This is a genomic window from Bradyrhizobium sp. MOS003, from assembly GCF_003020125.1.
Lineage (GTDB): Bacteria > Pseudomonadota > Alphaproteobacteria > Rhizobiales > Xanthobacteraceae > Bradyrhizobium.
Genome location: NZ_PYFW01000001.1, coordinates 1,802,249 through 1,827,055, shown reverse-complemented (window position 1 = coordinate 1,827,055; position 24,807 = coordinate 1,802,249). Strand labels below are relative to the sequence as shown.

Annotated in this window: 14 protein-coding genes; 8 read left to right on the top strand and 6 right to left on the bottom strand. The window is 64.5% G+C overall.

What is annotated here, in order from left to right; translation table 11 throughout:
- Positions 1–7: 7 nt before the first annotated feature.
- The gene (gene malQ, locus C7G42_RS08815) at positions 8–1,969 is read right to left on the bottom strand and encodes a 4-alpha-glucanotransferase (protein ID WP_106948531.1); all 1,962 of its coding nucleotides are present in this window, start codon (positions 1,967–1,969) and stop codon (positions 8–10) included.
- A 201-nt stretch (positions 1,970–2,170) separates the two neighbouring features.
- Between malQ and C7G42_RS08810 the strand changes: the two genes are divergently transcribed.
- Genes C7G42_RS08810 through treY form a run of 6 tightly spaced genes read left to right on the top strand, consistent with a single transcriptional unit; the run spans position 2,171 to position 16,171 of the window.
- Positions 2,171–4,117, top strand: a complete 1,947-nt coding sequence (locus C7G42_RS08810; RefSeq protein WP_106948530.1) for a maltotransferase domain-containing protein — start codon at positions 2,171–2,173, stop codon at positions 4,115–4,117.
- A gap of 11 nt (positions 4,118–4,128) precedes the next feature.
- Positions 4,129–7,422: a maltose alpha-D-glucosyltransferase gene (gene treS, locus C7G42_RS08805; protein ID WP_106948529.1), complete on the top strand. Its 3,294-nt coding sequence runs from the start codon at positions 4,129–4,131 to the stop codon at positions 7,420–7,422.
- Positions 7,415–9,553, top strand: a complete 2,139-nt coding sequence (glgB, locus tag C7G42_RS08800; RefSeq protein WP_106948528.1) for a 1,4-alpha-glucan branching protein GlgB — start codon at positions 7,415–7,417, stop codon at positions 9,551–9,553. The genes treS and glgB overlap by 8 nt, the downstream gene beginning before the upstream one ends.
- Positions 9,554–9,556: 3 nt before the next feature.
- Complete coding sequence (gene glgX / locus C7G42_RS08795) at positions 9,557–11,635, top strand: glycogen debranching protein GlgX (protein ID WP_106948527.1); 2,079 nt, start codon at positions 9,557–9,559, stop codon at positions 11,633–11,635.
- On the top strand, positions 11,632–13,383 hold the full coding sequence (gene treZ / locus C7G42_RS08790; RefSeq protein WP_106948526.1) for a malto-oligosyltrehalose trehalohydrolase: 1,752 nt from the start codon (positions 11,632–11,634) through the stop codon (positions 13,381–13,383). The genes glgX and treZ overlap by 4 nt, the downstream gene beginning before the upstream one ends.
- A 1-nt stretch (position 13,384) precedes the next feature.
- Positions 13,385–16,171 (top strand): malto-oligosyltrehalose synthase, encoded by a 2,787-nt coding sequence (treY, locus tag C7G42_RS08785; RefSeq protein ID WP_106948525.1) that lies wholly within the window; start codon positions 13,385–13,387, stop codon positions 16,169–16,171.
- Positions 16,172–16,173: 2 nt separating this feature from the next.
- Here treY and C7G42_RS08780 read toward each other — a convergent pair whose 3' ends face one another.
- Entirely contained in the window at positions 16,174–16,491 is a 318-nt protein-coding gene (locus C7G42_RS08780) for a polyhydroxyalkanoic acid system family protein (protein ID WP_106948524.1), read from the bottom strand.
- Between the two features lie 182 nt (positions 16,492–16,673).
- Here C7G42_RS08780 and C7G42_RS08775 point away from each other — a divergent pair, with 182 nt between their 5' ends.
- On the top strand, positions 16,674–16,838 hold the full coding sequence (locus tag C7G42_RS08775; protein WP_084298933.1) for a DUF3309 family protein: 165 nt from the start codon (positions 16,674–16,676) through the stop codon (positions 16,836–16,838).
- 99 nt (positions 16,839–16,937) lie between these two features.
- On the opposite strand, the gene ligD is transcribed toward C7G42_RS08775, so the two are convergent.
- Complete coding sequence (gene ligD, locus C7G42_RS08770; RefSeq protein WP_106948523.1) at positions 16,938–19,625, bottom strand: DNA ligase D; 2,688 nt, start codon at positions 19,623–19,625, stop codon at positions 16,938–16,940.
- Between the two features lie 118 nt (positions 19,626–19,743).
- Here ligD and ku point away from each other — a divergent pair, with 118 nt between their 5' ends.
- Positions 19,744–20,628 (top strand): non-homologous end joining protein Ku, encoded by an 885-nt coding sequence (ku, locus tag C7G42_RS08765; RefSeq protein WP_106948522.1) that lies wholly within the window; start codon positions 19,744–19,746, stop codon positions 20,626–20,628.
- A gap of 122 nt (positions 20,629–20,750) precedes the next feature.
- Here ku and C7G42_RS08760 read toward each other — a convergent pair whose 3' ends face one another.
- Genes C7G42_RS08760 through C7G42_RS08750 form a run of 3 tightly spaced genes read right to left on the bottom strand, consistent with a single transcriptional unit; the run spans position 20,751 to position 24,806 of the window.
- Positions 20,751–21,440 carry a response regulator gene (locus C7G42_RS08760; protein ID WP_106948521.1) on the bottom strand — a complete coding sequence of 230 codons (690 nt, stop codon included), beginning with the start codon at positions 21,438–21,440 and terminating at the stop codon, positions 20,751–20,753.
- Positions 21,437–24,160 carry a DUF4118 domain-containing protein gene (locus tag C7G42_RS08755; protein ID WP_106948520.1) on the bottom strand — a complete coding sequence of 908 codons (2,724 nt, stop codon included), beginning with the start codon at positions 24,158–24,160 and terminating at the stop codon, positions 21,437–21,439. The genes C7G42_RS08760 and C7G42_RS08755 overlap by 4 nt, the downstream gene beginning before the upstream one ends.
- 40 nt (positions 24,161–24,200) lie before the next feature.
- Positions 24,201–24,806, bottom strand: coding sequence for a K(+)-transporting ATPase subunit C (locus tag C7G42_RS08750; protein WP_106948519.1), 606 nt, complete (start codon positions 24,804–24,806; stop codon positions 24,201–24,203).
- Position 24,807: the final 1 nt, after the last annotated feature.

Below are 24,807 nucleotides of genomic sequence, written 5' to 3'. Positions count from 1 at the left end.
CGCCCGATCAACTCCCGCCATTCCGCGAACGTTCCCGCGTTGCCGCTCGCAAGGCCGTGAGGTCGACCTTCGAGGCGATCTTGTCGAGCGCGACGGGAAGACGCTGGCGCCAGTTCGGATGCTCGTCGATCGTGCCGGGAATATTGGGCTGGTCGAGCACGCCGAGCAGGTCCTCCATTGACACCGCCAATAGCCGCGACGGCGTGCGCGACAGGAATGCAAGCACCGAATAGAGGTCGTTGGCGGTAATGCCGTTCTGGCGCAGGATCTCATCGAGCATGCCGAGCGCGTCCCAGCGGTCCTGCTCGTTCTCGCCGGGATCGAGCCCGAGCGAGCGCTTTACCTTGAGATCGCTGAAGGAGCGCCAGCCCGCATAAGTGCACAGATCGTGCGTGTTCAGCGTTACCAGCGCGTTCGGCCTGTAGAAGTCGGTACTGCGGAAATGTCCGACATCGTCACGCTCGAACATCATGACGAGATAGGACCAGATGCCAAAATCCTGCATGGTTTCGCGGAAACCTTCCGGCACGGTGCCGAGATCTTCACCGATCACGATGCACTTATGCGCCGCGCTCTCGCGCGCGATGGCGCCGAGCAGCGCCTCGAACGGCATCTGCACATAGGCGCCGTTGTCAGGCTTGAAGCCGCGCGGCACCAGATAGAGCCGCTTCAGCCCGAGGACATGGTCAATCCGGATGGCGCCGGCATGGCGCATCGAGGCCGCCAACATATCGGCAAAGGGCACGAAGGACTGCGCTTCCAGGCCACCGGCATTGAAGCCGGCGAGACCCCAGTCCTGACCGGCGGTGTTGAGCACATCGGGCGGCGCTCCGACCGCGAGATGACGCGAGATCGCAATCTGCTCGTTCCAGGCATCGAAGCCGTTGGACTGCACGCCGACGGCGACGTCGAGATACAATCCGACCCTCATACCGAGCCGGCTCGCAAGCTCCTTGGCCGCACGCAATTGATTGTCGGCCGTCCATTGCACGAATTCGACGAACTCGACCTCGCGCTTGTCGGGACCGTTGCGCAGCTCCGCGCATTTGGCGTCGTCCGGCTGCTGCCATTCCACCGGCCATTCCCACCACGGCGACAAGAAACGATGGCGCAGCACCTCGAAGCAGGCAAAGCGGGACAACAGCGGCGCGCGGTCGGCGCGGAATGCGTCGAACTGATTGCGGCGGGCGCCGCTCGCCTTTGTCACGAAAGCGTCAAAGGCGGCGCGCAAGGCCCGCCATTTCAGCACCGCCATGTCGGCATAGGGGACCCGGTCGCCCTCGCGAAGCCGCGCGGCGGTCGCTGCGGCATCCGGCACGAGGTCTGCCGAGAATTCGGGGATCGCCTCGACGTCGATATAGAGCGGGTTGAGAAACAGCCGGCTGTTGGGCGAATAGGGGCTGCAATCAGCCGGATGGTCGTCGAACAGGACATGCAGCGGATTGAGTCCGACGCCGTCCGCCCCGAGCTGCTTGGCAAGCCGGACGAGACCAGCCAGATCGGTGAAATCTCCGATGCCCCAATTCCGGCCGGAGCGAATGCTGTAGAGCTGCACGGCGAGCAGCCAGCCACGGTCGAAATCACCGCCGTAGGCCCGCTCGGGCGCCACGATCATCGGGACTTCTTCCGTCGCACCTTCGGCGTCGGTCAAGGTCAACCGGTGGTAACCGAGCGGCAGGTCAGAAGGCCATGCGATCACGGGCTCGCGCGTCTCGCCTTGCGCGATCACCTTCGCGTTGCCGGTGATTGTCCATTTGAGGGGCACCCGGCCGGTGGCCGCCAGCTCGGTCCGCGAATGCCTCAAGGCGCGAAGCACCACGGGTCCCTCGACGAAGCGATAGACCCGCTTTTCCGGCAGGGCGTCGAGGATGGATTTGAGGGCCACGGGATCGGTGACCCGCAGCTTTCCGAGGGCATCGACGAATTCGGATTGAACGCCCTTGATCTGGGCTTGAGCTAAAAGATCCATTCGGCACGCAGCTTGCAGGCCGTTCTCTGGCCGGGGGCATCGATTCTAGAGGTCGCGGAAGAGGTTAGTCGGGGTTAAGTCGCGAGCCGCGCCTGCCGTTCCCTTGGGAACCAATGACACACAAGCGGCTTTCTATTGTGGTACCAAGCGTGGTTCCCGGCAAGGGAAACGGGCTCCTGCTTTCTTGTCAATGGCATCACCGTGAACAAGACAATTCAAACTGTCGAGAGCGCCGCTGCCGGCAGCGCTTTCCTCATCGAAGACATCTATCCCCTGATCGATGGCGGCCGCTTCGCCGTGAAACGGATCGCGGGCGAACGGGTCGAGGTCTGGGCGGACATCTATCGCGACGGCGACGCCGTGGTCGGAGCCGCGTTGATCTGGCGACAGGAGCAGAACCGGGAATGGCGGAGCGAGCCGATGATCCATCACGGCAATGACCGCTGGTCCGCCGCATTCACGCCGGTCGAGCCCGGCCAGTATTTTTATGCGATCGAGGCCTGGACCGACGAGTTCGCCACTTGGTCGCACGGAGTTGCGCGCAAGCAGCGCATGGGTGCTGACGTCAGCCTCGATGCGATCGAGGGGGCCGGACTCCTGACCAAAGCGCATGGCGCGGGACAGGACGCCGCGACGGTCATCGTCAGGCAGTGCGAGGATTATCTTCAGACCGGCGATGTCGCCCCGCTGCTTGCGGCCGAGCTCGGCGATGCCATGGCGGAAAGCCAGTCCCGGTCTGACCTGACCCGCTCGCAGCTCTTTCCGCTGACCGTCGACCGCGACAAGGCGCGCTTCGGCGCCTGGTATCAGATGATGCCGCGCGGCCAGAGCCAGGTCGCAGGCCAGCACGGCACGCTGCGCGACTGCATCGCGCGCGTGCCCGATATCGCTGCGATGGGCTTTGACGTGCTTTACTTCTCTCCCATCCACCCGATCGGCAAAACACGGCGCAAAGGCCGCAACAATGCGCCGGTGGCGACCGCAGGCGATCCCGGCTCGCCCTATGCGATCGGCTCCGCCGAGGGCGGCCACGATGCACTACATCCCGAGCTCGGCACCATCGAGGATTTCCGCGCGCTGGTTGCAACCTGCCTCGAATATGGCCTCGAACTCGCGCTGGATTTCGCCGCGCAGTGCTCGCCGGACCATCCCTGGCTGACGCAGCATCCGGAGTGGTTCAAATGGCGACCGGACCGTTCGGTGCGGGCGGGCGATGGCCCTTATTCGGACATCGTGATTCCCGATTTCGCATCGGTCGATCGGGCTGGATTGTGGAATGCATTTCGCGACGCCATGCTGTTCTGGATCGACCATGGTGTCACCATCTTCGCCCTCGACAATCACGACACCGCGCCCTTCCCGTTTTGGGACTGGCTGATCCGCGACATCCGCCGCCGGCATCCCGAGGTGATCCTGTTCTCGAAGACGTTTGCCCGGCCGAAATTGATGAAGGGCCTCGCCAAGCTCGGCTTCGCGCAGTCCTTCACCTATTTCCCTTGGCGCACGACAAAATGGGAGCTGGAGCAATATCTCGGCGAGCTGACGCGCTATCCCGAGCGCGACTTCTATCGCCCGAACCTGTTCGTCAATACGCCCGACCTGCTGCCCTATCATCTCCAGAGCGGCGAGGCCTGGGCCTTCAAGTCGCGTGTTGCGCTGGCGGCGACGTTGTCGGGCAGTTACGGCCTCTATAGCGGGTTCGAACTGCTGGAACATGAGGCGATCCCCGGCCGCGAGGAATATCTGGATTCAGAGAAATACCAGCTCCGGCATCGCGACTGGGACCGGCCCGGCAACATCAAGTCCTACATCGCCGCGCTCAACCGCGCCCGCAACGACAATGCCGCGCTTCAGCAAACGGCGAACTTGCGTTTCATCGGCATCGAGGACGGCGAGACGATCGCCTTCGTCAAGGACGCTGCCGATCCCGCCAACACCGTCGTGGTGGTGATCGCTCTGTCGCGCCATGTGCGCGAATTCTGGCTGCCGCTCGGCGAGGTCACGGTTGGCGCGAGCGGTCAGCGGCACCCTATCACGACACTCGAAAACCTTGTCACCGGCGAACAGTCCCGCATCGAATGGGGCGGGATCAAATTGCGTATCGATCCCGACCTCGATCCCGCGCTCCTGTTCCGCTGCCTGGCGTAAGGGTTCACGCCATGAATGTTCTGTCTTCCGTCGACACCAATAAAGCCGAGGCTGCCGAGATCGTGGACGAGCTCTGGTACAAGGACGCCATTATCTACCAGCTCCACGTCAAGGCCTTTGCCGACAGCAACAATGACGGCATCGGCGACTTTGCCGGCCTGACCGAGAAGCTGCCTTATCTGCAGGAGCTCGGCGTCACCGCGCTGTGGCTGCTGCCGTTCTATCCTTCGCCGGGCCGCGACGATGGTTACGACATCGCCGACTACGGCTCGGTCAATCCCGATTTCGGGACCATGAAGGATTTCAAGCGCTTCATCCAGGAAGCGCAGAAGCGTGGCCTGCGCGTCATTACCGAGCTCGTCGTCAACCACACCTCTGACCAGCATAACTGGTTCAAGCGCGCGCGCCGTAGCCCCGCAGGCTCGAGCGCCCGCAACTGGTATGTCTGGAGCGACACCGACCAGAAATACCAGGGCACGCGGATCATCTTCACCGACACGGAGAAGTCGAACTGGACCTGGGATCACGAGGCCGGCGCATTCTACTGGCATCGCTTCTTCTCGCACCAGCCGGACCTCAATTTCGACAATCCGCGCGTCGTCAGCGCGCTGATCCAGGTGATGAAGCGCTGGCTGGACGCCGGCGTCGACGGCTTCCGGCTGGATGCCATTCCGTATCTCTGCGAACGCGACGGCACCAACAACGAGAACCTTCCCGAGACGCATGCGATCATCAAGCGCTTGCGTCAGGAGCTCGATTCCTACTCCAAGGGCAAGCTGCTGCTGGCCGAGGCCAATCAATGGCCGGAGGATGTGCAGGAATATTTCGGCCGTGGCGACGAATGCCACATGGCCTACCACTTCCCGCTGATGCCGCGCATCTACATGGCGATCGCGCAGGAAGACCGCTTCCCGATCACCGACATTCTGCGCCAGACGCCCGACATTCCCGCGAGCTGCCAATGGGCGCTGTTCCTGCGCAACCATGACGAGCTGACGCTGGAAATGGTCACCGACGTCGAACGGGACTATCTCTGGACCACTTACGCGAACGATCCCCGCGCCCGCATCAATGTCGGCATCCGCCGGCGCCTCGCGCCGCTGATGGACAACGACCGGCGCAAGATCGAGCTGATGAACTCGCTGCTGCTCTCCTTTCCCGGCACGCCGATCATCTATTACGGCGACGAGATCGGGATGGGCGACAACATCTATCTCGGCGACCGCAACGGCGTGCGCACGCCGATGCAATGGAGCCCGGACCGCAATGGCGGCTTCTCACGCTGCGACCCCGCCCGCCTCTACGCGCCGCTGATCATGGACCCGGTCTACGGCTACGAATCGGTGAACGTGGAGGCGCAGTCGCGCAGCCTGTCCTCGCTGCTCAGCGCCACCAAGCGGCTGATCTCGGTGCGCAAGTCGACGCTCGCTTTCGGCCGCGGCACCATGACCTTCATCCGCCCGGCCAACCGCGCCGTGCTCGCCTATGTCCGGCAATATCGCGACGAGGTGATCCTCTGCGTCGCCAATTTGTCGCGCGCAGCACAGGCCACCGAGCTCGATCTGTCGCCCTGGAAGGACCGCATTCCCCAGGAGATGCTCGGCCGCACCCGCTTCCCGGCGATCGGCGAACTGCCCTACATGATCACGCTGGGGCCCTACGGCTTCTACTGGTTCCAGCTTCAGGAGCGCGACAAGTCCGAGCCGGTGACGCCGCGCGCGGTGCCGGAGTTCGAGACGCTGGTGGTGCCTGTGAATTCCAACTGGGTGTCGCTCGCCCGCGAACGCGGCGTGTTCGAGCGCGACGTGCTGCCGGGATTCCTGTCGCGGACACGGTGGTATCCCGAACACAATCCCAAGCAGATCAAGACCACGCTGACCTCGGCGGTGCCATTCTGCGACATCGGCGACAACAGGCCCTGGATCGCATTCTTTCAGGCGACAGAGCAGGACGTCGCGTCGCGCTACGTGCTGCCAATGCAGATCGAGTGGGTACGCTTCGACCGCGAGCGCTTCAACCCGAGGGCGCTGGCCGCCGTGCGCCAGGGCGCGCGCGAAGGTACGCTGCTCGACGTCGCCACCGACCAGATCTTCATCGGCCTATTCCTCCGCAACCTGTCGCAGAATCTGGTGGTGGATGAAAACAATATGCGGCTCGAATTCAAGGCGACCAGCCGCTTCGCCGATTACACCATCAAGGAGCCCGAACGCATCCGCGCGATCGAGCAGGCGAACAGCACCGCGCTGGTCGACAACCAGTACGTCGCCAAGATCTATCGCCAGCTCGAAAGCGGCATCAATCCCGAGATCGAGATCGGCAACTATCTTACCGAGGTCGCGCGCTTTGCGAATACGCCGGCGCTGCTCGGCAGCGTCGAGCTGGTCGAGGGCGACCAGCGCAGCGCGCTCGGCGTGATGCATGCCTATGTCGAGAACCAGGGCGACGGCTGGGCCGTGACCACGGGCTATCTCGATCGCTATATCGACGAGCAGCGCGTGCTATCGGCAGGCGAAGCCCCCCGCGAGACCCAGGAGCAAGCGCCTTATCTGCACTTCCTCGCGCAGATCGGCAGGCGGCTCGGCGAGCTGCATGTTGCCCTGGCGGCGGCAAAGCCGGACGATCTCGCCCCGGAGCCGATCGGCCCTGCGCACGTGAAGCGACTTGTGTCCGACCTCAAGGCGCGGGCCGAGCGGGTTTTCGAACGGCTGGCCGATGGCCGCGCCGACCTGCGGGAAGCAGACCGGCCGCTGATCGAGCAGCTCGCCGCCGCGCGCGCATCCCTGCCCGACCACCTGGATGCCCTATTGCCTTCCGGGATCGGCGGGCTGAACATCCGTCATCATGGCGACTTCCGCCTCGGGCAGACTCTGATCGTGAAGGACGATATCTTCATCATCGACTTCGACGGCGATCCGCGCCTGCCGCTGGCCGACAAGCGGCGCAAGCTGCCTGCCGCGCGCGACGTCGCCGGCTTGATCCGCTCGATCGACCTTTCGGTCAACGCGGCACTGAGCCGCGCGCTCACGGGTGCCTCCGACGAGCAGGGCCGGATCACAGCCGCGCTCGACGAATGGCGCGAGCGGGCCGCCGCGACCTTCCTGTCCGCCTATCGCGAGGCCATGACCGATCGACGGCTGTGGCCGGAGGATCGGAAATCCGCGGAAGGCCTGTTAAGGTTCTTCCTGGTTGATCAAGCGTTCAATGAAGTAGAGTACGAGCTGTCCAACCGGCCTGAGGGGCTCCATGCGCCGCTGACCGGACTGCTTCGCATTCTGTCCAGCACCGGGAGCGAAGCCCATGCCTAAACTGCCTGCCGAGGCCTACGCGATCATCGAAGGCCGCCACTCCGACCCCTTCCACTATCTTGGGCTGCATCCCGAGGGCGAAAAAAGAGTGGTGCGTGCCTTTCTCCCCGAAGCCTCGAATGTCGAGGCGGTCGGCGAACATGGCGAAGTCGCTCCGCTCGACCGCGTGCACGATGCCGGGCTTTTCATCGGGGCCCTGCCCAATGGCTCGAAGCACTATCAGTTACGCGCGAAATTCGCGGGCAATGTCGTCGAGTTCGAGGACGCCTACCGGTTTCCGCCGATCCTGACCGATTTCGACCTGTATCTCCTCGGCGAAGGCACCGATCAGCGCCTCTACGACAAGCTCGGGGCGCATCCGATGCGGCTCGAAGGCGTCGACGGCATCGGCTTCGTGGTGCTGGCGCCGAACGCACGGCGCGTGTCCGTGGTCGGAGATTTCAATTTCTGGGACGGGCGGCGCCATCCGATGCGGGTGCGCGGCGCCGGCTATTGGGAATTGTTCGTTCCGCATGCCAAGGCCGGCGACCACTACAAGTTCGAGATCATCGGGCCGCACGGTCATCTGCTGCCGCTGAAATCCGATCCGCTGGCATTTGCGAGCGAAGTCCGTCCAAAGACGGCCTCCATCGTGTTCGACGAAGCGCATTTGCCGCGGCCACGCCCGGCGCCTGACGGCATCAACGCGCTGTCGGCGCCGATGTCGATCTACGAGGTCCATCTTGGCTCGTGGCGTCGCAAGAACGGCGATGAATGGCTGACCTATCGCGAGCTCGCCGAACAGTTGCCGGCCTATGCCCGTGACATGGGCTTCACCCATCTCGAATTCCTGCCCGTGAGCGAGCATCCCTTCGATGGCTCCTGGGGCTATCAGCCGACCGGCCTCTATGCGCCGACCAGCCGCTTCGGCACGCCGGAGGATTTTGCCGCTCTCGTCGATGCTTGCCACCGCGAAGGAGTCGGCGTGCTGCTGGATTGGGTGCCGGGTCACTTCCCCGACGATCCGCACGGGCTCGGCAGCTTCGACGGCACCGCCGTCTACGAGCACGCCAACCCGCTGCAGGGCCGCCATCTCGACTGGGGCACCTTGATCTACAATTACGGCCGCACCGAAGTGACAAACTTCCTGGTATCGAACGCGCTGTTCTGGATGGAGCGCTATGCCATCGACGGCCTGCGCGTCGATGCCGTCGCGTCCATGCTCTATCTCGACTACAGCCGGCCGCCCGGCGCCTGGATTCCGAACCAGTATGGCGGCCGTGAAAACATCGAGGCGATCAATTTCCTGCGCCGCGTCAACACCGAGGTTTTCGCGCGCTTCCCGCAGGCGACCACGGCGGCCGAGGAGTCCACTGCCTGGCCGCAGGTCTCGCGCCCGGTCGAATTCGGCGGGCTCGGCTTCGGCTACAAGTGGAACATGGGCTGGATGCACGACACGCTGAACTACATCAGCAAGGACCCGATCCACCGCAAGCACCACCACGGCGACATCCTGTTCGGCCTGCACTACGCCTTCTCGGAAAATTTCATCCTGCCGCTCTCACACGACGAGGTCGTGCACGGCAAGCGCTCGATCCTCGGCCGCATGCCCGGCGACGAGTGGCAGCGCTTTGCGAATTTGCGCGCCTATTACAGCTTCATGTTCGGCCATCCTGGCAAGAAGCTGCTGTTCATGGGCGCGGAAATCGCCCAGAGCCGCGAATGGAACCACGACCAGTCGCTCGACTGGCACCTGCTCGAATACAAGCCCCATTCCGGTATCCAGTCGCTGATCCGCGACCTCAACCGGGTCTATCGCGCGGTGCCGGCGCTGCACCAGATGGACTGCGACCAGGCCGGCTTCGAATGGGTCATCACGGACGATGCCAACCGCAACGTGTTCGCCTGGTTGCGCAAGGGCTTTGACGACCATTCCCGTTGTCTGGTGATCGTCAACTTCTCACCCAACGTCTATCGCGACTATCGCGTGCGCGTGCCCATTGCCGGCAAGTGGAAAGAGGTGTTCAATTCGGACTCCGCCCATTACGGCGGCACCAATGTCGGCAATATCGGCGAGGTCCAGGCCGCCGACGGCGAGCTTCGTCTCACCATTCCGCCGCTCGCCGCGATCTTCCTCGTTCCGGAAAGCTGAGACATGCGCCTGACTGCCGGATCGCCCGCACGTCTCGGCGCAAGCTGGGACGGACGCGGCACCAACTTCGCGCTGTTCTCGGCCAACGCGCGGAAGGTCGAGCTATGCCTGTTCGACAGCCAGGGCCGCCGCGAGCTCGAGCGCGTCGAACTTCCGGAGCGCACCGAGGACGTCTGGCACGGCTACCTCAACGACGTCTCGCCCGGCCAGCTCTACGGCTACCGCGTACACGGCCCTTACGAGCCCGAACACGGCCACCGCTTCAACGCCAACAAGCTGCTGCTCGATCCCTATGCCAAGCGTCTCGCCGGGCGGCTGGTCTGGAGCGATGCGCATTTTGCCTACCGCACCGGGAGCCCGCGCGAGGATCTATCGTTCGACCGCCGCGACAATGCCCGCGGCATGCCCAAGGGCGTCGTGGTCGACGAGACCTTCAACTGGGGCCGCCGCGAGATCCGTCCCAACATCCCATGGGAAGACACCGTCATTTACGAGGCGCACGTCAAGGGTCTGACCCAGAAGCGCGACGACGTGCCGCCGAACCTGCGCGGCACCTATGGCGGGTTGTCCTCTCCGGCGATGATCGAGCACCTGAAGAAGCTCGGCGTCACCACGGTCGAGCTGCTGCCGGTGCACAGCTTCGTCGACGACCGCATCCTGGTGGAGAAGAAGCTCGCCAATTATTGGGGCTACAACACGCTGTCCTTCTTCGCGCCCGAGGCGCGTTACGCCCAGGACAACGCGCTCGACTCCTTCCGAACCACGGTGGCGCGGCTGCACGATGCCGGCATCGAGGTGATGCTCGACGTCGTCTACAACCACACTGCCGAAGGCAACCATCTGGGCCCGACGCTGTGCTATCGCGGCATCGACAACGCCTCCTATTACTGGCTCAATCGCGAGAACCCGCGCTATTACGACGACTTCACCGGCTGCGGCTCGTCGGTCAACCTCACCCATCCGCGCGTGCTGCAGATGGTGATGGATTCCTTGCGGTACTGGGTCGAGGTCTGCCACGTCGACGGCTTCCGCTTCGACCTCGCCACAACGCTGGCACGCGGACCGAACGGTTATGACCGAGGCAGCTCGTTCCTGACCGCGATCCGGCAGGATCCGGTGCTGGCGACAGTCAAGCTGGTTGCCGAACCGTGGGACCTCGGCCTCGGCGGCTACCAGGTCGGCGCATTCCCCTCGCAATGGTCGGAATGGAACGATCGCTATCGCAGCGCCATGCGCCGCTACTGGAGCGGTGAAGGCAGCCTGATCGGCGACATCTCCAGCCGGATGACGGCGTCCTCCGACCTGTTCAACCACGACGGAAGACGGCCGCGCGCCAGCATCAACCACATCACCGTCCACGACGGCTTCACGCTCGCCGACCTCTTCAGCTACAACGAGAAGCACAACGCGGCCAACGGCGAGGACAACCGCGACGGCTCCAACGACAACCACAGCAACAATTGCGGTGTCGAGGGCCCGACCGACGATCCGAAGATCCTCAGCCTGCGCCGCCAGCTTCGCAAGAACGTGCTGGCCTGTCTGATGCTGGCGCAGGGCGTTCCGCTGATCCTCGCCGGCGACGAGGTCGGCAACTCGCAGTCCGGCAACAACAACGCCTATTGCCAGGATAACGAGATCGGCTGGGTCGGCTGGGACAATCTCGGCAAGGAGGGCGACGACATGATCGATTTCGTCAGCCATCTCGCCGACATCCGCCGCCGGTTCTCGCAACTTCGCAGCCATCGCTGGCTCGACGGCCGCCCGGCCGACGGCGTGTCCTACGGCGCATTGTGGCTCACGCCTGCGGGCGACGAAATGACGGAGAACGACTGGAAATTCCCGGAAGGGAGATTCCTCTCCTACGTGATGGGGCCGGTGGAACCGGGCGGGGCTGCAATCTTTATCGTACTGAACGCCGCCCCCGAAGAGATCGCATTCAAATTGCCCAAAATGACCGAATACAAAGGCTGGCAGCAGATCCTGAACACGACGGATACCAAGCTGACTACGATCGACTTTCTGCCCGGCAGCGACAGCAAGGCGCCGCCGCGGTCCGTGCTCGCCTTCGCGGGGGCGCTATGAGGCCGTCCTTCGGGGCGAAGCCGACGAAGGACGGCGTGTCATTCCGCCTCTGGGCGCCTGCCGCGCGCCGCGTCGACCTCCTGCTCGAACGAAGGCACGCGATGCAGCGCCGGCAGGATGGCTGGTACGTGGCAGAGATTTCCGGCCTCGCCGCCGGAAGCGCCTACAAGTTCAGGATCGACGACGAGATCGACGTGCCGGATCCCGCTTCGGCTTTCCAGCCCGAAGATGTGTTCGGTCCGAGCGAAGTGATCGATCACGACGCCTTTGCATGGCGTGCGCGCGATTGGCGCGGCCGTCCCTGGGAAGAGACGGTCCTGATCGAGGCCCATGTCGGCACGTTCACGCGGGAAGGCACTTACCGCGCCATGATCGACAAGCTCGATCATCTCGTCGCAACCGGCATCACCGCACTGGAATTGATGCCGCTGGCTGATTTTGCAGGCCGCCGCGGCTGGGGCTATGACGGTGTGCTGTGGTATGCGCCTGACAGCGCCTATGGCCGGCCCGAAGACCTGAAGACGCTGATCGACGAGGCGCATCTGCGCGGGCTGATGGTCTTCCTCGACGTTGTCTACAATCATTTCGGCCCCGAGGGAAATTATCTCGGCCGCTACGCGCCGGCCTTCTTCACCGATGCGCACACGCCCTGGGGCAGCGCGATCGACTACCGCGTGCCGCAGGTGCGCGCCTTCGCGGTGGAGAACGCGCTGTCCTGGCTCACCGACTATCGCTTCGACGGCCTCCGGCTGGATGCCGCCAACCACATCGTGGCGATCCCGGGCGAGGTATCGATGCTGCAGGATCTCAGCGCTGCCGCCGGCGAGCTTTCGAAGGCGACGGGCCGGCACATCCATCTCGTGCTGGAAAACGGCGACAATCGCGCCAGCCTGCTCGACGCGGCGCAGGAGCCCCCCAACGGGAAATATCGGGCGCAGTGGAACGACGATTATCATCACGCCTGGCACGTGATGCTGACCGGCGAGCTCGCCGGTTACTACGCGGATTATCAAACGCCGCGCCTCGATCTCGCGCGCGCACTGGCCTCCGGCTTCGTCTATCAGGGCGAAATTTCGGAGTTCTGGGGCAAGCAACCGCGCGGCGAGCCGAGCGGCGGGCTGCCGCCGGCGACCTTCGTCAACTTCCTGCAGAACCACGACCAGATCGGCAACCGCCCACTCGGCGACCGGCTCGAAAGCCTAGCACCGCCGCGGCAGATCGAAGCGGCGCTCGCCGTGACCCTGCTCGCACCGATGGTGCCGATGCTGTTTCAGGGCGAGGAATGGGGCTCGACGGTACCATTCCCGTTCTTCTGCGATTTCCAGGGCGGCCTTGCCGACGCCGTCCGCAAGGGGCGCAAGCAGGAATATGCCTGGGCCTACGAGACCTACGGCGACGAGGTACCCGACCCGCTCGATCCAGCCACGCTGCAATCGGCGGTGCTCGACTGGACCGGCCGCACGCAGCAGCAGGACGCAAGGCTCGCAATGGTCCGGGAGCTGCTCGCGCTCCGCCGCAAGGAGATCATGCCGCGACTGAAGGGCGCGAGCTTCGGCGCGGCCGAGGCGGCCGACAACGGCCTGCTCACCGCGCATTGGCGCATGGGCGACGGCACAGAGCTGCGCCTGACCGCCAATCTCTCGGACCACGAGATCGCATTCAGTGTCAGCGCGGGCACGGCGATCTGGGGCGAAGAGACCGGCGACCGGCTTCCGCCCTGGTCGGTCATCTGGCTGCTCGGAGGTTAGCATGCCCCCGGCCATTCCGCTCGCGACATACCGGCTTCAACTCACCGCGGAGTTCGACTTCGACAAGGCCGCCGCGGTCGTGCCTTACCTGAAGGGGCTCGGGATCACGCATCTCTACGCCTCGCCGGTAATGAAGGCGCGCAAGGGCTCGACCCACGGCTACGACACTGTCGACCACGGCCAGTTCAATCCGGAGCTCGGCGGCGAAGCCGGCTTCGCCCGGCTGAGCGAAGCGCTGACCAGGCACGACATCGGCCTCATCATCGACTTTGTGCCCAATCATGTCGGTGTGCATTTCGCCGACAATCCCTGGTGGCTTGACGTGCTGGAATGGGGCCAGGCTTCGCCCCACGCCGTGTCGTTCGACATCGACTGGGACCTGCTGCCCTACCGCGCTCGCGGCGGCGTGTTTCTGCCGATCCTCGGCGCGTCCTATGGCGAGGCGCTCGAGCGCGGCGACATCGGGCTGCGCTACGATCCCGATGAGGGAAGCTTTTCCGCCTGGTATTTCGAGCATCGCTTGCCGATCGCGCCGGAGCGCTATGGCGAGATGCTGCGCATGATCGTGAAGGAGGCCGACGCCGGCGAGACGGACACGGGCAAACGCCTGCTCTCGCTTGCGGCGCGCTATACGGGCTTGCGTCGTCCCAACCGCAAGGAAGCCCCTGCGTTCAAGGCCGAACTCAGGGAAATCTCCGGTGCCGCCGAAATCATCGCACGCGGCCTTGGCGCCTATCGTGCCGCTCAAGATCGGCCAGCGCAGACGCTGGCGCTGCATCATCTGCTCGAGCGTCAACATTACAAGCTCGGCCACTGGCGGCTCGCCTCCAGCGATATCAACTACCGCCGCTTCTTCGACGTCAACGGGCTCGCCGGCCTGCGCGTGGAGGACGCGAGCACCTTCGCCGCCACGCACCGGCTGGTGAAGCAGCTTGTCGCCAGCGGCAAGCTGCAGGGCATTCGTCTCGACCACATCGACGGCTTGCGCGACCCCGCGCAATACTGCCAGCGGCTGCGCCGGCTGGTCCGCGACGCGCAGGGCAACACCAAGCCGTTCTACACCGTGATCGAGAAGATCCTGTGCGAGCACGAACGCCTGCCGCATTTCGCCGGCGTTCAGGGCACCACCGGCTACGAGTGGATGAACGTCATTACGCAAGTGCTCGTCGACCCAAAGGGGCTGGAGCCGCTGGACGAGACCTGGCGGCAGGTCAGCAACCGGTCGCCGCAGCTTGCGCCTTACGTCAAGGACGCCAAGCGGCGCGTGCTGGAAACCCTGCTCACCAGCGAATTCACCGTGTTGACCCGCCTGCTCGCGCGCATCGCCAACGGGCATTACTCGACTCGCGATTTCTCCGCGGACAGTCTGCGGCAGGCGCTCGAGCTCTATGTGCTGCACTTCCCGATGTACCGCACCTATCTGACCAACAGCGGACCGACGGCGTCCGATCGCAAGCTGATCGACGACACCATCGCGCGCGCCCGAGCGGAATGGTTCGCCGCGGATGAGGGCATCTTCGACTTCTTGCGCGATGCCCTGACCATGGACCTGCTCAAGCCCGGCCGCCCTCCGCACAGCGCCCCGCGCGTGCGCCGCTTCGCGCTGAAGGTGCAGCAATTCACCGGGCCGATGATGGCGAAGTCGCTGGAGGACACCGCCTTCTATCAATTCCATCGGCTGCTCGCGCTGAACGAAGTCGGCGGCGATCCCGCCAGTTCCGGTCTCACGATTTCCGACTTCCACGAGACCATGCAGGCCCGCGCCAGGGAATGGCCGCTTGGAATGACGGCGACCGCCACGCATGACACCAAGCGCGGCGAGGACGCCCGCGCCCGTATCGCCGCGCTCAGCGAGATTTCGGGCGAGTGGACCAGCGCGGTTTCGCGCTGGAAGGTGTTGAACGCGCCACACCTCACGCTTCACGGCAATTACCGCGCGCCGTCGGCGACGTTCGAATACATGCTCTACCAGACCCTGCTCGGGGCCTGGCCGCTGCAGGGGCCGGTCGATGCCGGCTTCGTCGAACGCATCCAGGCCTATGCGCTGAAGGCGGCGCGCGAGGGCAAGGAAGAGTCCAGCTGGCTCAACCCGCATGAAGCCTATGAGAACGGTGTCAACGGCTTCATCGCGAAGATCCTCGATCCCGCACTATCAGGCGAATTCCTGGAGTCACTGCAAACGCTGGCCCGGCGCGTCGCGCTGCTCGGCGCCCTGAACTCTCTAAGCCAGCTCACCCTCAAGGCGACGCTGCCCGGCGTGCCCGACTTCTACCAGGGCACCGAGTTCTGGGACCTGTCGCTGGTCGACCCCGACAACCGCCGCCCGGTCGACTTTGGCGCGCGGCACGCGGCGCTGAACGCGTTGGACGATCCCGATTGGCGTGGCCTGACCCCGAGCTGGCCCGACGGCCTGATCAAGCTGGCCTGGACACGGCGTCTGCTCAAGCTGCGCAATGAACTCGGCGACGTCTTCGCGGAAGGCGACTATCAGCCGCTGGCGGTGCGCGGCGCACATGCCGACCATGTCATCGCTTTCGCCCGCCGCCATGGCCGCGCTGCGGCGATCGTCGTGGTCGGGCGCCATTTCGCGCCGTTCACCGAGGCCGGCCGGGATTGGCCTGCGCTGGATGGATTTGATGCGGCCGTCGATATCACAGGTTATGCCGTCACGGGCCATGAGAGCCACGAACTGCCGGTCACTCAGGCCTTCCGTGATTTTCCCGCTGCCGTCATCGAGGCTCGCACGGCAACCGCCATCAGGCCCTCGCGACCGCGCGTGCGCGGCTGAAGCTACTTCCCCCCGTCCTTGGTCAGCAGCAACTGCCCGCGCTTCCTGATCGTGGCCTGCGCCATTTCGGCGAAACGCTGCAGCAGCCAGGGCAGCACCACCTCGACCCGGACTTGATCATCGCCGACGTCGACCTGTCCGCTCGCGATCTGCCCGAGCGCGCGGATGCGGAAATTCATGCTGTCGCCGGTCCAGCGCTCTTCCTCGACCTGCATCACGGGAATGCTGGCGGCGGCGCGACCAAGCCCGGTCTTGAGCCGGCGTACCGCCTCCTCCCGGCCAAGACGGTGCGGAATTGAAACAACAAGCGGTGCTGACATGGCCCTGCCCTATGGTGACGGATACTCACATAGTCATGCCGGCGGCGTACCCAAGGGTTCCATGCAAGTTGATGCGCCGGCCGTGTTTCAAAGATGGAACTTTAAAACCTGCGGCAAGTTGCCCTCGCACAACGAGACAGGTTTGTAACGACCCTTTTGAGGAAGGGCTGGAGGAGTTTCGCATGTCTATCGGTACGATCATTCTGATCATTCTCGTCATCGCCCTGCTTGGCGGCTTCAGCGGTATCGGCGGCGGTCCGTTCTACGGCACCGGCTATTACGGCGGCGGCGGCCTCGGGCTCGTCATCATCATCCTGCTGATCCTGCTCCTGATGGGACGCATCTAGCAAGCACGACCGCTTGGGCTTGTAGGTGGGCAAAAGCGCTTTTGCGCCAGCGCCCACCTATTCGTCGTGAGGAAAAGATCGCGGTCTCGGGAAACCACCCTACTTCGTTTTCGCCGCAAGCTTTTTGATCGCCGCCTTGATCGAGGCGGCCGCCTCGTCATAGCCATCCCACGCCTTCGAGCGCGCCAGCAGGCCCGGCACGGTTCGCACCGTATATCGCTTCGGATCGAGCTCGCTCTTCACCTGGGCCCACGTGACGGGCATCGAGACCGTGGCACCGGCCCGCGCCCGCGGCGACAGGGGCGCCACCGCGGTCGACATCCGGTCGTTGCGGAGATAGTCGAGGAAAATCTTTCCCTCGCGCAGCTTCTTCGACATGTTGAGGAGATAGCGCTCCGGATCGTCGTCGGCCATCCATTGGCAGACGCCCTGGGCAAAGGCCTTGGCCTCCTTCCAGCTCACCTTGTCGCGCGCGCCGTGAAGCAGCGGCACCACCACATGCAGGCCCTTGCCGCCCGTGGTCTTGCAGAAGCTCTCCATGCCGAGGTCGACGAGCCGCTGGCGCATGTCCTTGGCGGCCTCGACCACATCGGCAAATCCGACATCCGGCGCCGGATCGAGATCGAACACCAGCCGGCCCGGTGTATCGTAGGCATCAGGCGCACAATTCCAGGGATGCAGTTCGACGCCGCCGATCTGTGCCACCGCGGCAAGCCCTTCGACGCGATCGATCTGCAAATACGGCTTGCGATCACCCGAGACCTTGGCGAGTTCGAGCAGGTTCGAGGTGCCCTGCATGGCATGACGCTGGAAGAACGTCTCGCCGCCGATACCGTCGGGCGCACGCACGATGGAGCACGGACGCCCCTTCAGGTGTTCGATCATCCAGCTCCCGACCGCCTCGAAATAGCGCGCGAGATCCAGCTTGGTCACGCCCGCGCCGTCACCGCCGTCCGGCCACAGCTCCTTGTCCGGCTTGGAGATGACGACGCCCATCACCTCGGCCGGGCCGGAGTCCTTCGATCGCTTCGCCGTCTTTGCCGCGCGCTTACCGGTTGTGGGCTTGGCGAGCTCGGTATCGACAGGTGTCTCCGCCTCGACCTCCTCGGCCGGCTTGTCCTGCCGCAAGCCCTTGAACGCGGCCTGGCGGATATTGCCGTCGGCGGTGAAGCCGGCGAACTCGATTTCGGCGACGAGCTCCGGCTTCAGCCAGTACACCTCGCGGCCTTTCTTCGGCGCGTTCTTGCCTCCGAACGGACTTGCCTTGGCCGCCATCGCCTTCAGCGACGGCATCAGCCGCTTGACCTTGTCGGCGCCGAAGCCGGTGCCGACCATGCCGACGAAGGCGAGATGATCGCCGCGCTGAACGCCGGCCATCAGGGAACGGAATTTGCCGTTGGTCGTCTTGTAGCCGCCGATCACGACCTCATGGCCGGCGCGACATTTCGATTTGACCCAGCTCTCGGAGCGGCCGGAACCATAGGGCGCGTCCAGCTTCTTCGAGACCACGCCTTCCAGCTCGAGCTTGCAGGCCGATTGCAGCACCGCATCGCCGCCGCTCTCGAAATGCTCGACATAGCGGATCTGGGTCGATTTCCGTTTGCGCTTCTCCAGCAGCTTCTTGAGCTGCGCCTTGCGCTCGGCAAGCGGCAGCCGCCGGTAATCCTGCCCCTCGGCGAACAGAAGGTCGAACGCGAAGAAGATCAGGTCGTCAGTCTTGCCATCGGACAACGCAGCCTGAAGCGAGGAGAAGTTCGGCGCGCCATTGTGGTCGAGTGCGACGATCTCGCCGTCGATCACCACGTCCGGCAGCGCGGCGGCCTCCTCAGCGATGGAGCCGAACTTCCCGGTCCAGTCGAGACCCTTGCGCGTCTTCAGCGTCGCCTTGCCATCCTCGACCCGGAGCTGCACACGATAGCCGTCGAACTTGATCTCGTGGCACCAGCCCTCGCCGGCCGGCGGCCGTTCGACCAGCGTACAGAGCTGCGGCGGCACGAAGTCCGGCATCTCGGCGACCTTCTTGGCATTCGTCGCTGTCGAGGCCTTCTTCTTCGCCGCCCTTGTCTTGACGATATTGCTGCCTTTCAACGCCTTGCGCGGCGCCGGCTTGACCGTCTGCCCCTTCGTTTCCTCGGAGCGGTTGGATTGCCAGACCGCATCGGCCTTGGTCTTGGCGCCCTTGGCCAGCATGAACGGCTTTGGCGCGCGTCCCTTGCCCTCGGCGATCTGCTCCATGGCTCGGCCGGAGGCGACTGACTTGTCCTGATCGAGAATGTCGTTCTTGGCACCTTCGCGGACAAATTCGTCGCGGTGCTTGATCAGGAGCCAATTGGTGCGCTTGCCGCCGGTGCGGTCGTTGCGCATGCGGACCAGGACCCAGCTTCCGTGCAGCTTGTCGCCATGCAGGGTGAACTTCAAATCGCCCTTCTTGAAGCCGCGTTCGGGATCTTCCGACTCCCAGGTGCCGCGATCCCACAGCATCACCGTGCCGCCGCCGTACTGGCCTTCCGGGATCGTGCCTTCGAAATCGCCATAGTCCAAGGGATGGTCTTCCACCTCGACCGCCAACCGCTTGTCGTGCGGATCGAGCGAGGGACCCTTGGTCACCGCCCAGGACTTGAACACGCCGTCGAATTCGAGCCTGAGATCGTAATGCAGCCGGGTGGCATCGTGCTTCTGGATCACGAAGCGTCGCTGCTTTGAGGGCGTCACCGCCGTCTTGCCCGACGGCTCCGGTGTCTTCTCGAAGTCACGCTTCTTTCGATAGGTTGAGAGCTTCTGCAGCACGGCCTGTCCCGCTTTTCATTCGGGGATTCAAGCCTATCACGGCCCAAGTCCCATCCGGAACCAAAACCCCACGGGGCGGTTGGGGTTCCAATTCGCCCTGCAAACACCGGAGAATGGAATGGCACCGCGCGCCTACTGGAAGGGAACGTTGAGGCTGTCGCTGGTCAGCTGCCCGGTCGTGCTCTATCCGGCGACCACGTCGGCCGAGAAGACGCGGTTTCACATGATCAATCGCGAGACCGGCAACCGGCTCAAGCAGCAGATGATCGATTCCGAGACCGGCGACGTCGTCGAGAGTGACCAGAAGGGCCGCGGCTACGAATTGCGCAAGGGCAAATATGTCGAGATCGAGCCGGAGGAGCTCAAGGCGGTGCAGATCGAGAGCAACCACACCATCGACATCGAGAGCTTCGTGCCGAGCGAGGAGATCGACGAGCGCTACCTCAACCACCCCTATTACGTCGCGCCCGACGGCAAGGCCGCGGTGGATGCGTTCGCAGTGATCCGCGACGCCATGAAGGACCAGGACCGCGTGGCGCTTGCCAAGATCGTGCTCACCAACCGCGAGCACATCATCGCGATCAAACCGCTCGGCAAGGGCCTGCTGGGCACCACGCTGCGCTTTCCTTACGAGCTGCGCGACGAGGACGAGTTCTTCGACGACATCAAGAGCCCGAAGATCACCAAGGACATGGTCGAGTTCGCCGGCCACATCCTCCACACCAAGGCGGCACATTTCGATCCCGGCAAATTCAAGGACGAATATGAGACCGCGCTGAAGGCGCTGGTGAAGCGTAAGGCCAGCGGCAAGACTATCGAGCTGCCGAAGCCCGAGGAGCGGCCGAGCAATGTCGTCAACCTGATGGATGCGCTGAAGCAAAGCCTGAAGGGACGCGGCGGCAAGAAGGCGGCGGCGAAGCCGCACGCGCGCCGTGGTACCGGGCGGCGGCAGGCCGCGAAAAAATCGACTCGTTCAACGGCGCGGCATCGCAAGGCGGGCTAACTGCTCGCCCGGCACGGGATATCGTAGGGTGGGCAAAGCGAAGCGTGCCCACCACTTGATCGGAACGAGAAAATGGTGGGCACGGCGCTCTGCGCCTTTGCCACCCTACGGCCCTGTAAGCGTCAATCCCCCGCCTTCAACCGATACCCGATCCCCGTCTCGGTCAGCACAAATTGCGGCCGCTCCGGATCGGCCTCGATCTTCTGGCGAAGCTGGCGGACATAGACGCGCAGATATTGAGCGTCGGTCAATTCGTCCCAGAGCTCCTTCAACAGGAAACGATGCGTCAGCACCTTGCCGGCGTGCTGCACCAACACGCGCAACAGGTCGTATTCCTTGGGCGATAATTTCACATCACGCTCGCCGACTTTGACGATGCGGCGGACGAGATCGACCGAGAGATCGCCGGTGCGGAACACCGGCCGCTCGCCCTGGATCTGGAGCTGGTGCCGGAGCGCCGCCCGCAGGCGAGCCAGGAGCTCTTCCATGCCGAACGGCTTGGTCAGATAATCGTCGGCGCCGAGATCGAGCGCCTGCACCTTGCCGGCTTCGTCGCCGCGGCTCGACAGCACCACGATCGGCACGGCTTCGTTGCGGGCGCGGATCGTGCGCAACAGCTCGTGTCCCTGCACGTCGGGCAGGCCGAGATCGAGGATGATCAGCGCCGGCTCCTCGACCAGCTTCTCCAGTGCCATCCTGCCGTTCGACGCTTCCAGGATTTCATAGCCTTGCGTCGTCAGCCCCATCCGCAGCAACTTCCGGATCGGCGGCTCGTCGTCGATGACCAGGACCTTGATCGGGGCAGCACTCATGCGGCGGTATCCAATGCGCGGCTGTCTGCCGGAACGGGAAGACGGATGGTGAGGACGGCGCCACTGCGGTCGCGGCGGTTGGCGGCCGAGATCGTGCCGCGCATCGCCTCGACGAAGCCGCGGGAAATGGCGAGGCCGAGCCCCGTGCCGGGACGGACGTGATCGCCCTTCTGCACGCGGTAGAACTTGTCGAACACGCTCTCAAGCTCGTCAGGCGGGATGCCGCCGCCTTCGTCGGCGACATCAAGCACGATTTGATCGCGCTCGCGCCTGCTCTTGATCGAGACCGTGGTGTCCGGCGGTGAGTATTTTGCCGCGTTGTCCAGCAAGTTGAACAGCACCTGCTCGAACAGGACGGCATCGAGCTGAAGCATCGGCAGATCGGCCGCGAGCAGCAGCTCCACCTTGTGGGCGGTCAGGATCTTGCTGGCGCGCCGCAGCGCGCTGCCCACGATCTCGCCGAGATCGTGCAGCGCCGTGTTAGGCACGATCGCTCCGGATTCGAGCTTGGTCATGTCGAGCAGATTGGCGATGAAGCGGTTGAGCCGCTCGGACTCGTCGATCACGGTGGCAAGCAGATCTCGCTTCTCGGTGTCGGAAAGCGCCCCGGCGAGATCGCGCATGGTGGAAGCCGCCCCCAGCACCGAGGCGAGCGGCGTCTTCAAATCGTGCGAGATCGAGGTCAGGAGCGCGGAGCGCAGCCGCTCGGACTCGACCGTGCGCTTGACACGGTCCATGTCCTCGACCAGCAGCACGCGCTCGATCGCCAGCGCGCCCTGGTCGACCAGCGCATCCAGCAGCCGGCGCTGGTCCGGCGTCAGCAGCGGCCCGGTGCGATCGTTGTCGATGCCGATCACGCCGATCGGGCCGCGCCCGGTGCGCATCGGCAAGAACAGCTGTTTGGCACCCGGCAGCGTATCCGAGCCCCGGCCGGCGGGGCGGTCGTTGCTCCAGGCCCAGTTGGCGGCGGCAAGATCGGCCTGATCGAGCTCGTCCTCGGGCGGATAGCCGGACTTCACCGTAAGGAGGCCTTCTTCCGGCAGCAGCAGCACCACCCGGACTTTCAGCATCAAGGCGATCTGGTAGGCGCTCGCCCACAGCACGTCGTCGAGTGTCGCTGTGCCGGCGAGCTTGCGGCTGAAGGCGTAGAGCTGCTCGCTCATCCTGATCCGGCCGATGGCGGCATCGGCCTGGGTGCGCACGCGCGCGGCGACATTGGACACCAGGAATGCGATCAGCATGAAGAAGAAGAACGCCGCGACGTTGGTCGGATCGGTGATGGTGAAGGTGTAGACCGGCGGCAGGAAGAAGAAATTATACGCCAGCGACGCCGCAAGGCTCGCCAGCAGCGACGGCAATAACCCATAGCGGACGGCCACGGCAACCACCGCGGTGAGGAACATGAGATCGACGTTTTCGATGCCAAAATACGGCTTGATGGCCACCGCTGCGGCAAGGCCGAGCGCGGTGATCCCGAGCGCCTTCAGGTAAGGAACCGCGTCGAATGGCTCGGACCGTGCAGCGGTCTGTACCGTCGTCTTCGGCGCCGGCTCGCTCGTCAGTTCGTCACCTGGAATGACGTGAACGCTGATATTGCCGGCCCGACGCACCAGGTCGTGCACGACCGAGCCCCGCGTCATCTCGAACCAGCGCGAGCGCGTGGACTTGCCGATCACGATCTGGGTGACGTTGTTGCCCTGAGCGAAGCTGACGACATCGTCGGCGATGCGGCGGCCGACCGCGGGAATGGTCAGCGCCTCGCCGCCGAGCGATTCCGCGAGACGCAGCGTATCGGCCAGCCGGTCGCGCTGCTCGTCGGACAATTGCAGGGATCGCCGCGTCTCGATCGAGACCGCGGTGAACGGCGCATGCAGCCGGTCGGCCAGCCGCTTGGTGTAGCGCACGAGCCCGGCCGCGCGCGGGTCCTCGCTGACGCAGACGAGGATGCGCTCGCCGGCAGCCCAGGGTCCGGCAATGGCATTGGCCTGCATGTGGGTGAGCAATTGCTCGTCGACCCGCTCGGCGGTGCGCCGCAAAGCCAGCTCGCGCAACGCGGTCAGGTTGCCCGGCGAAAAATAGTGCTCAAGCGCCCGCTCGGCCTGCCTGGACACATAGACCTTGCCCTCCTTCAGGCGCTGAATGAGATCGTCGGGCGTGAGGTCGATCAGCTCGATCGCGTCGGCGCGGTCGAACACGGAGTCGGGGACCGTCTCGCGCACCCGGACGTGAGTGATCTGGGCGACGACGTCGTTCAGGCTCTCGATGTGCTGGATGTTGACGGCGGTGTAGACGTCGATGCCGTGGGACAACAATTCCTCAACGTCGAGATAACGCTTGGGATGGCGGCTGCCGGCCGCGTTGGTGTGGGCGAGCTCGTCGACCAGTGCAATCTGCGGCCGGCGCGCGATCACCGCGTCGAGGTCCATCTCCTCGACGATCTGCCCGCGATAGTCCAGCCGCTTGCGCGGGATCACTTCGAGGTCGCGCACCAGCGCCTCGGTCTCGGCACGTCCATGGGTCTCGACGAAGCCGACCACGATGTCGATGCCGGCCTTGCGCCTGGCATGAGCGCTTTGCAGCATCTCATAGGTCTTGCCGACGCCGGGCGCGGCGCCGACGAAGATCTTCAGCTTGCCGCTCGCGCCTTCCTCCCGGCGCGCTGCTTCCAGCAGCGCCTCCGGCGACGGACGTTGTTCAAGATCGCGGCGCTCTCGGACCATCAATGCAATATAATCATCCTGCCGCCGCGAGCCTAGACCGCTACTTCGCCGAGGCGCGGTCGAGCGCGAGATTCAACGCCAATACGTTAACCCGAGGTTCGCCCAGCAGGCCGAGCAAACGGCCCTGGACGTTGGAGGCCACAAGCTGTTTCACTGCGTCCTCCGGCATATTCCGTGCCTTGGCAACGCGCGGGATCTGGAATTGCGCGGCCTCTGGGGAGATGTCCGGGTCGAGACCACTGGCCGAGGTGGTAATTAGGTCAACCGGCACGGCGGCATTCGGGTTCTCGCCCTTCAGCTTTTCCACATCCTCCTTGAGCCGGTCGGACAGCGCCTTGCTAGTCGGGCCGAGGTTGGAGCCACCCGAATTCGCGGCGTTGTAGGGCGCCGAAACCGTCTTGGTCGGATCGTTCGGATCCGGCGCAACCGTCGCCGAGGGACGGCCGTGGAAATATTTGTCGTCCTTGAATTCCTGCCCGATCAGGGCGGAGCCGACCACCTTGCCGTCGCGCTCGATCAGGCTGCCTTGGGCCTGCGCCGGGAAGAGTGCACCGGCGATGGCCGTCATGGCCAGCGGATAGGCAAGGCCCGTGATGGCGGCGAGCACCAGCAGGAGGACGATGGCGGGGCGGATTTCTCTGAGCATG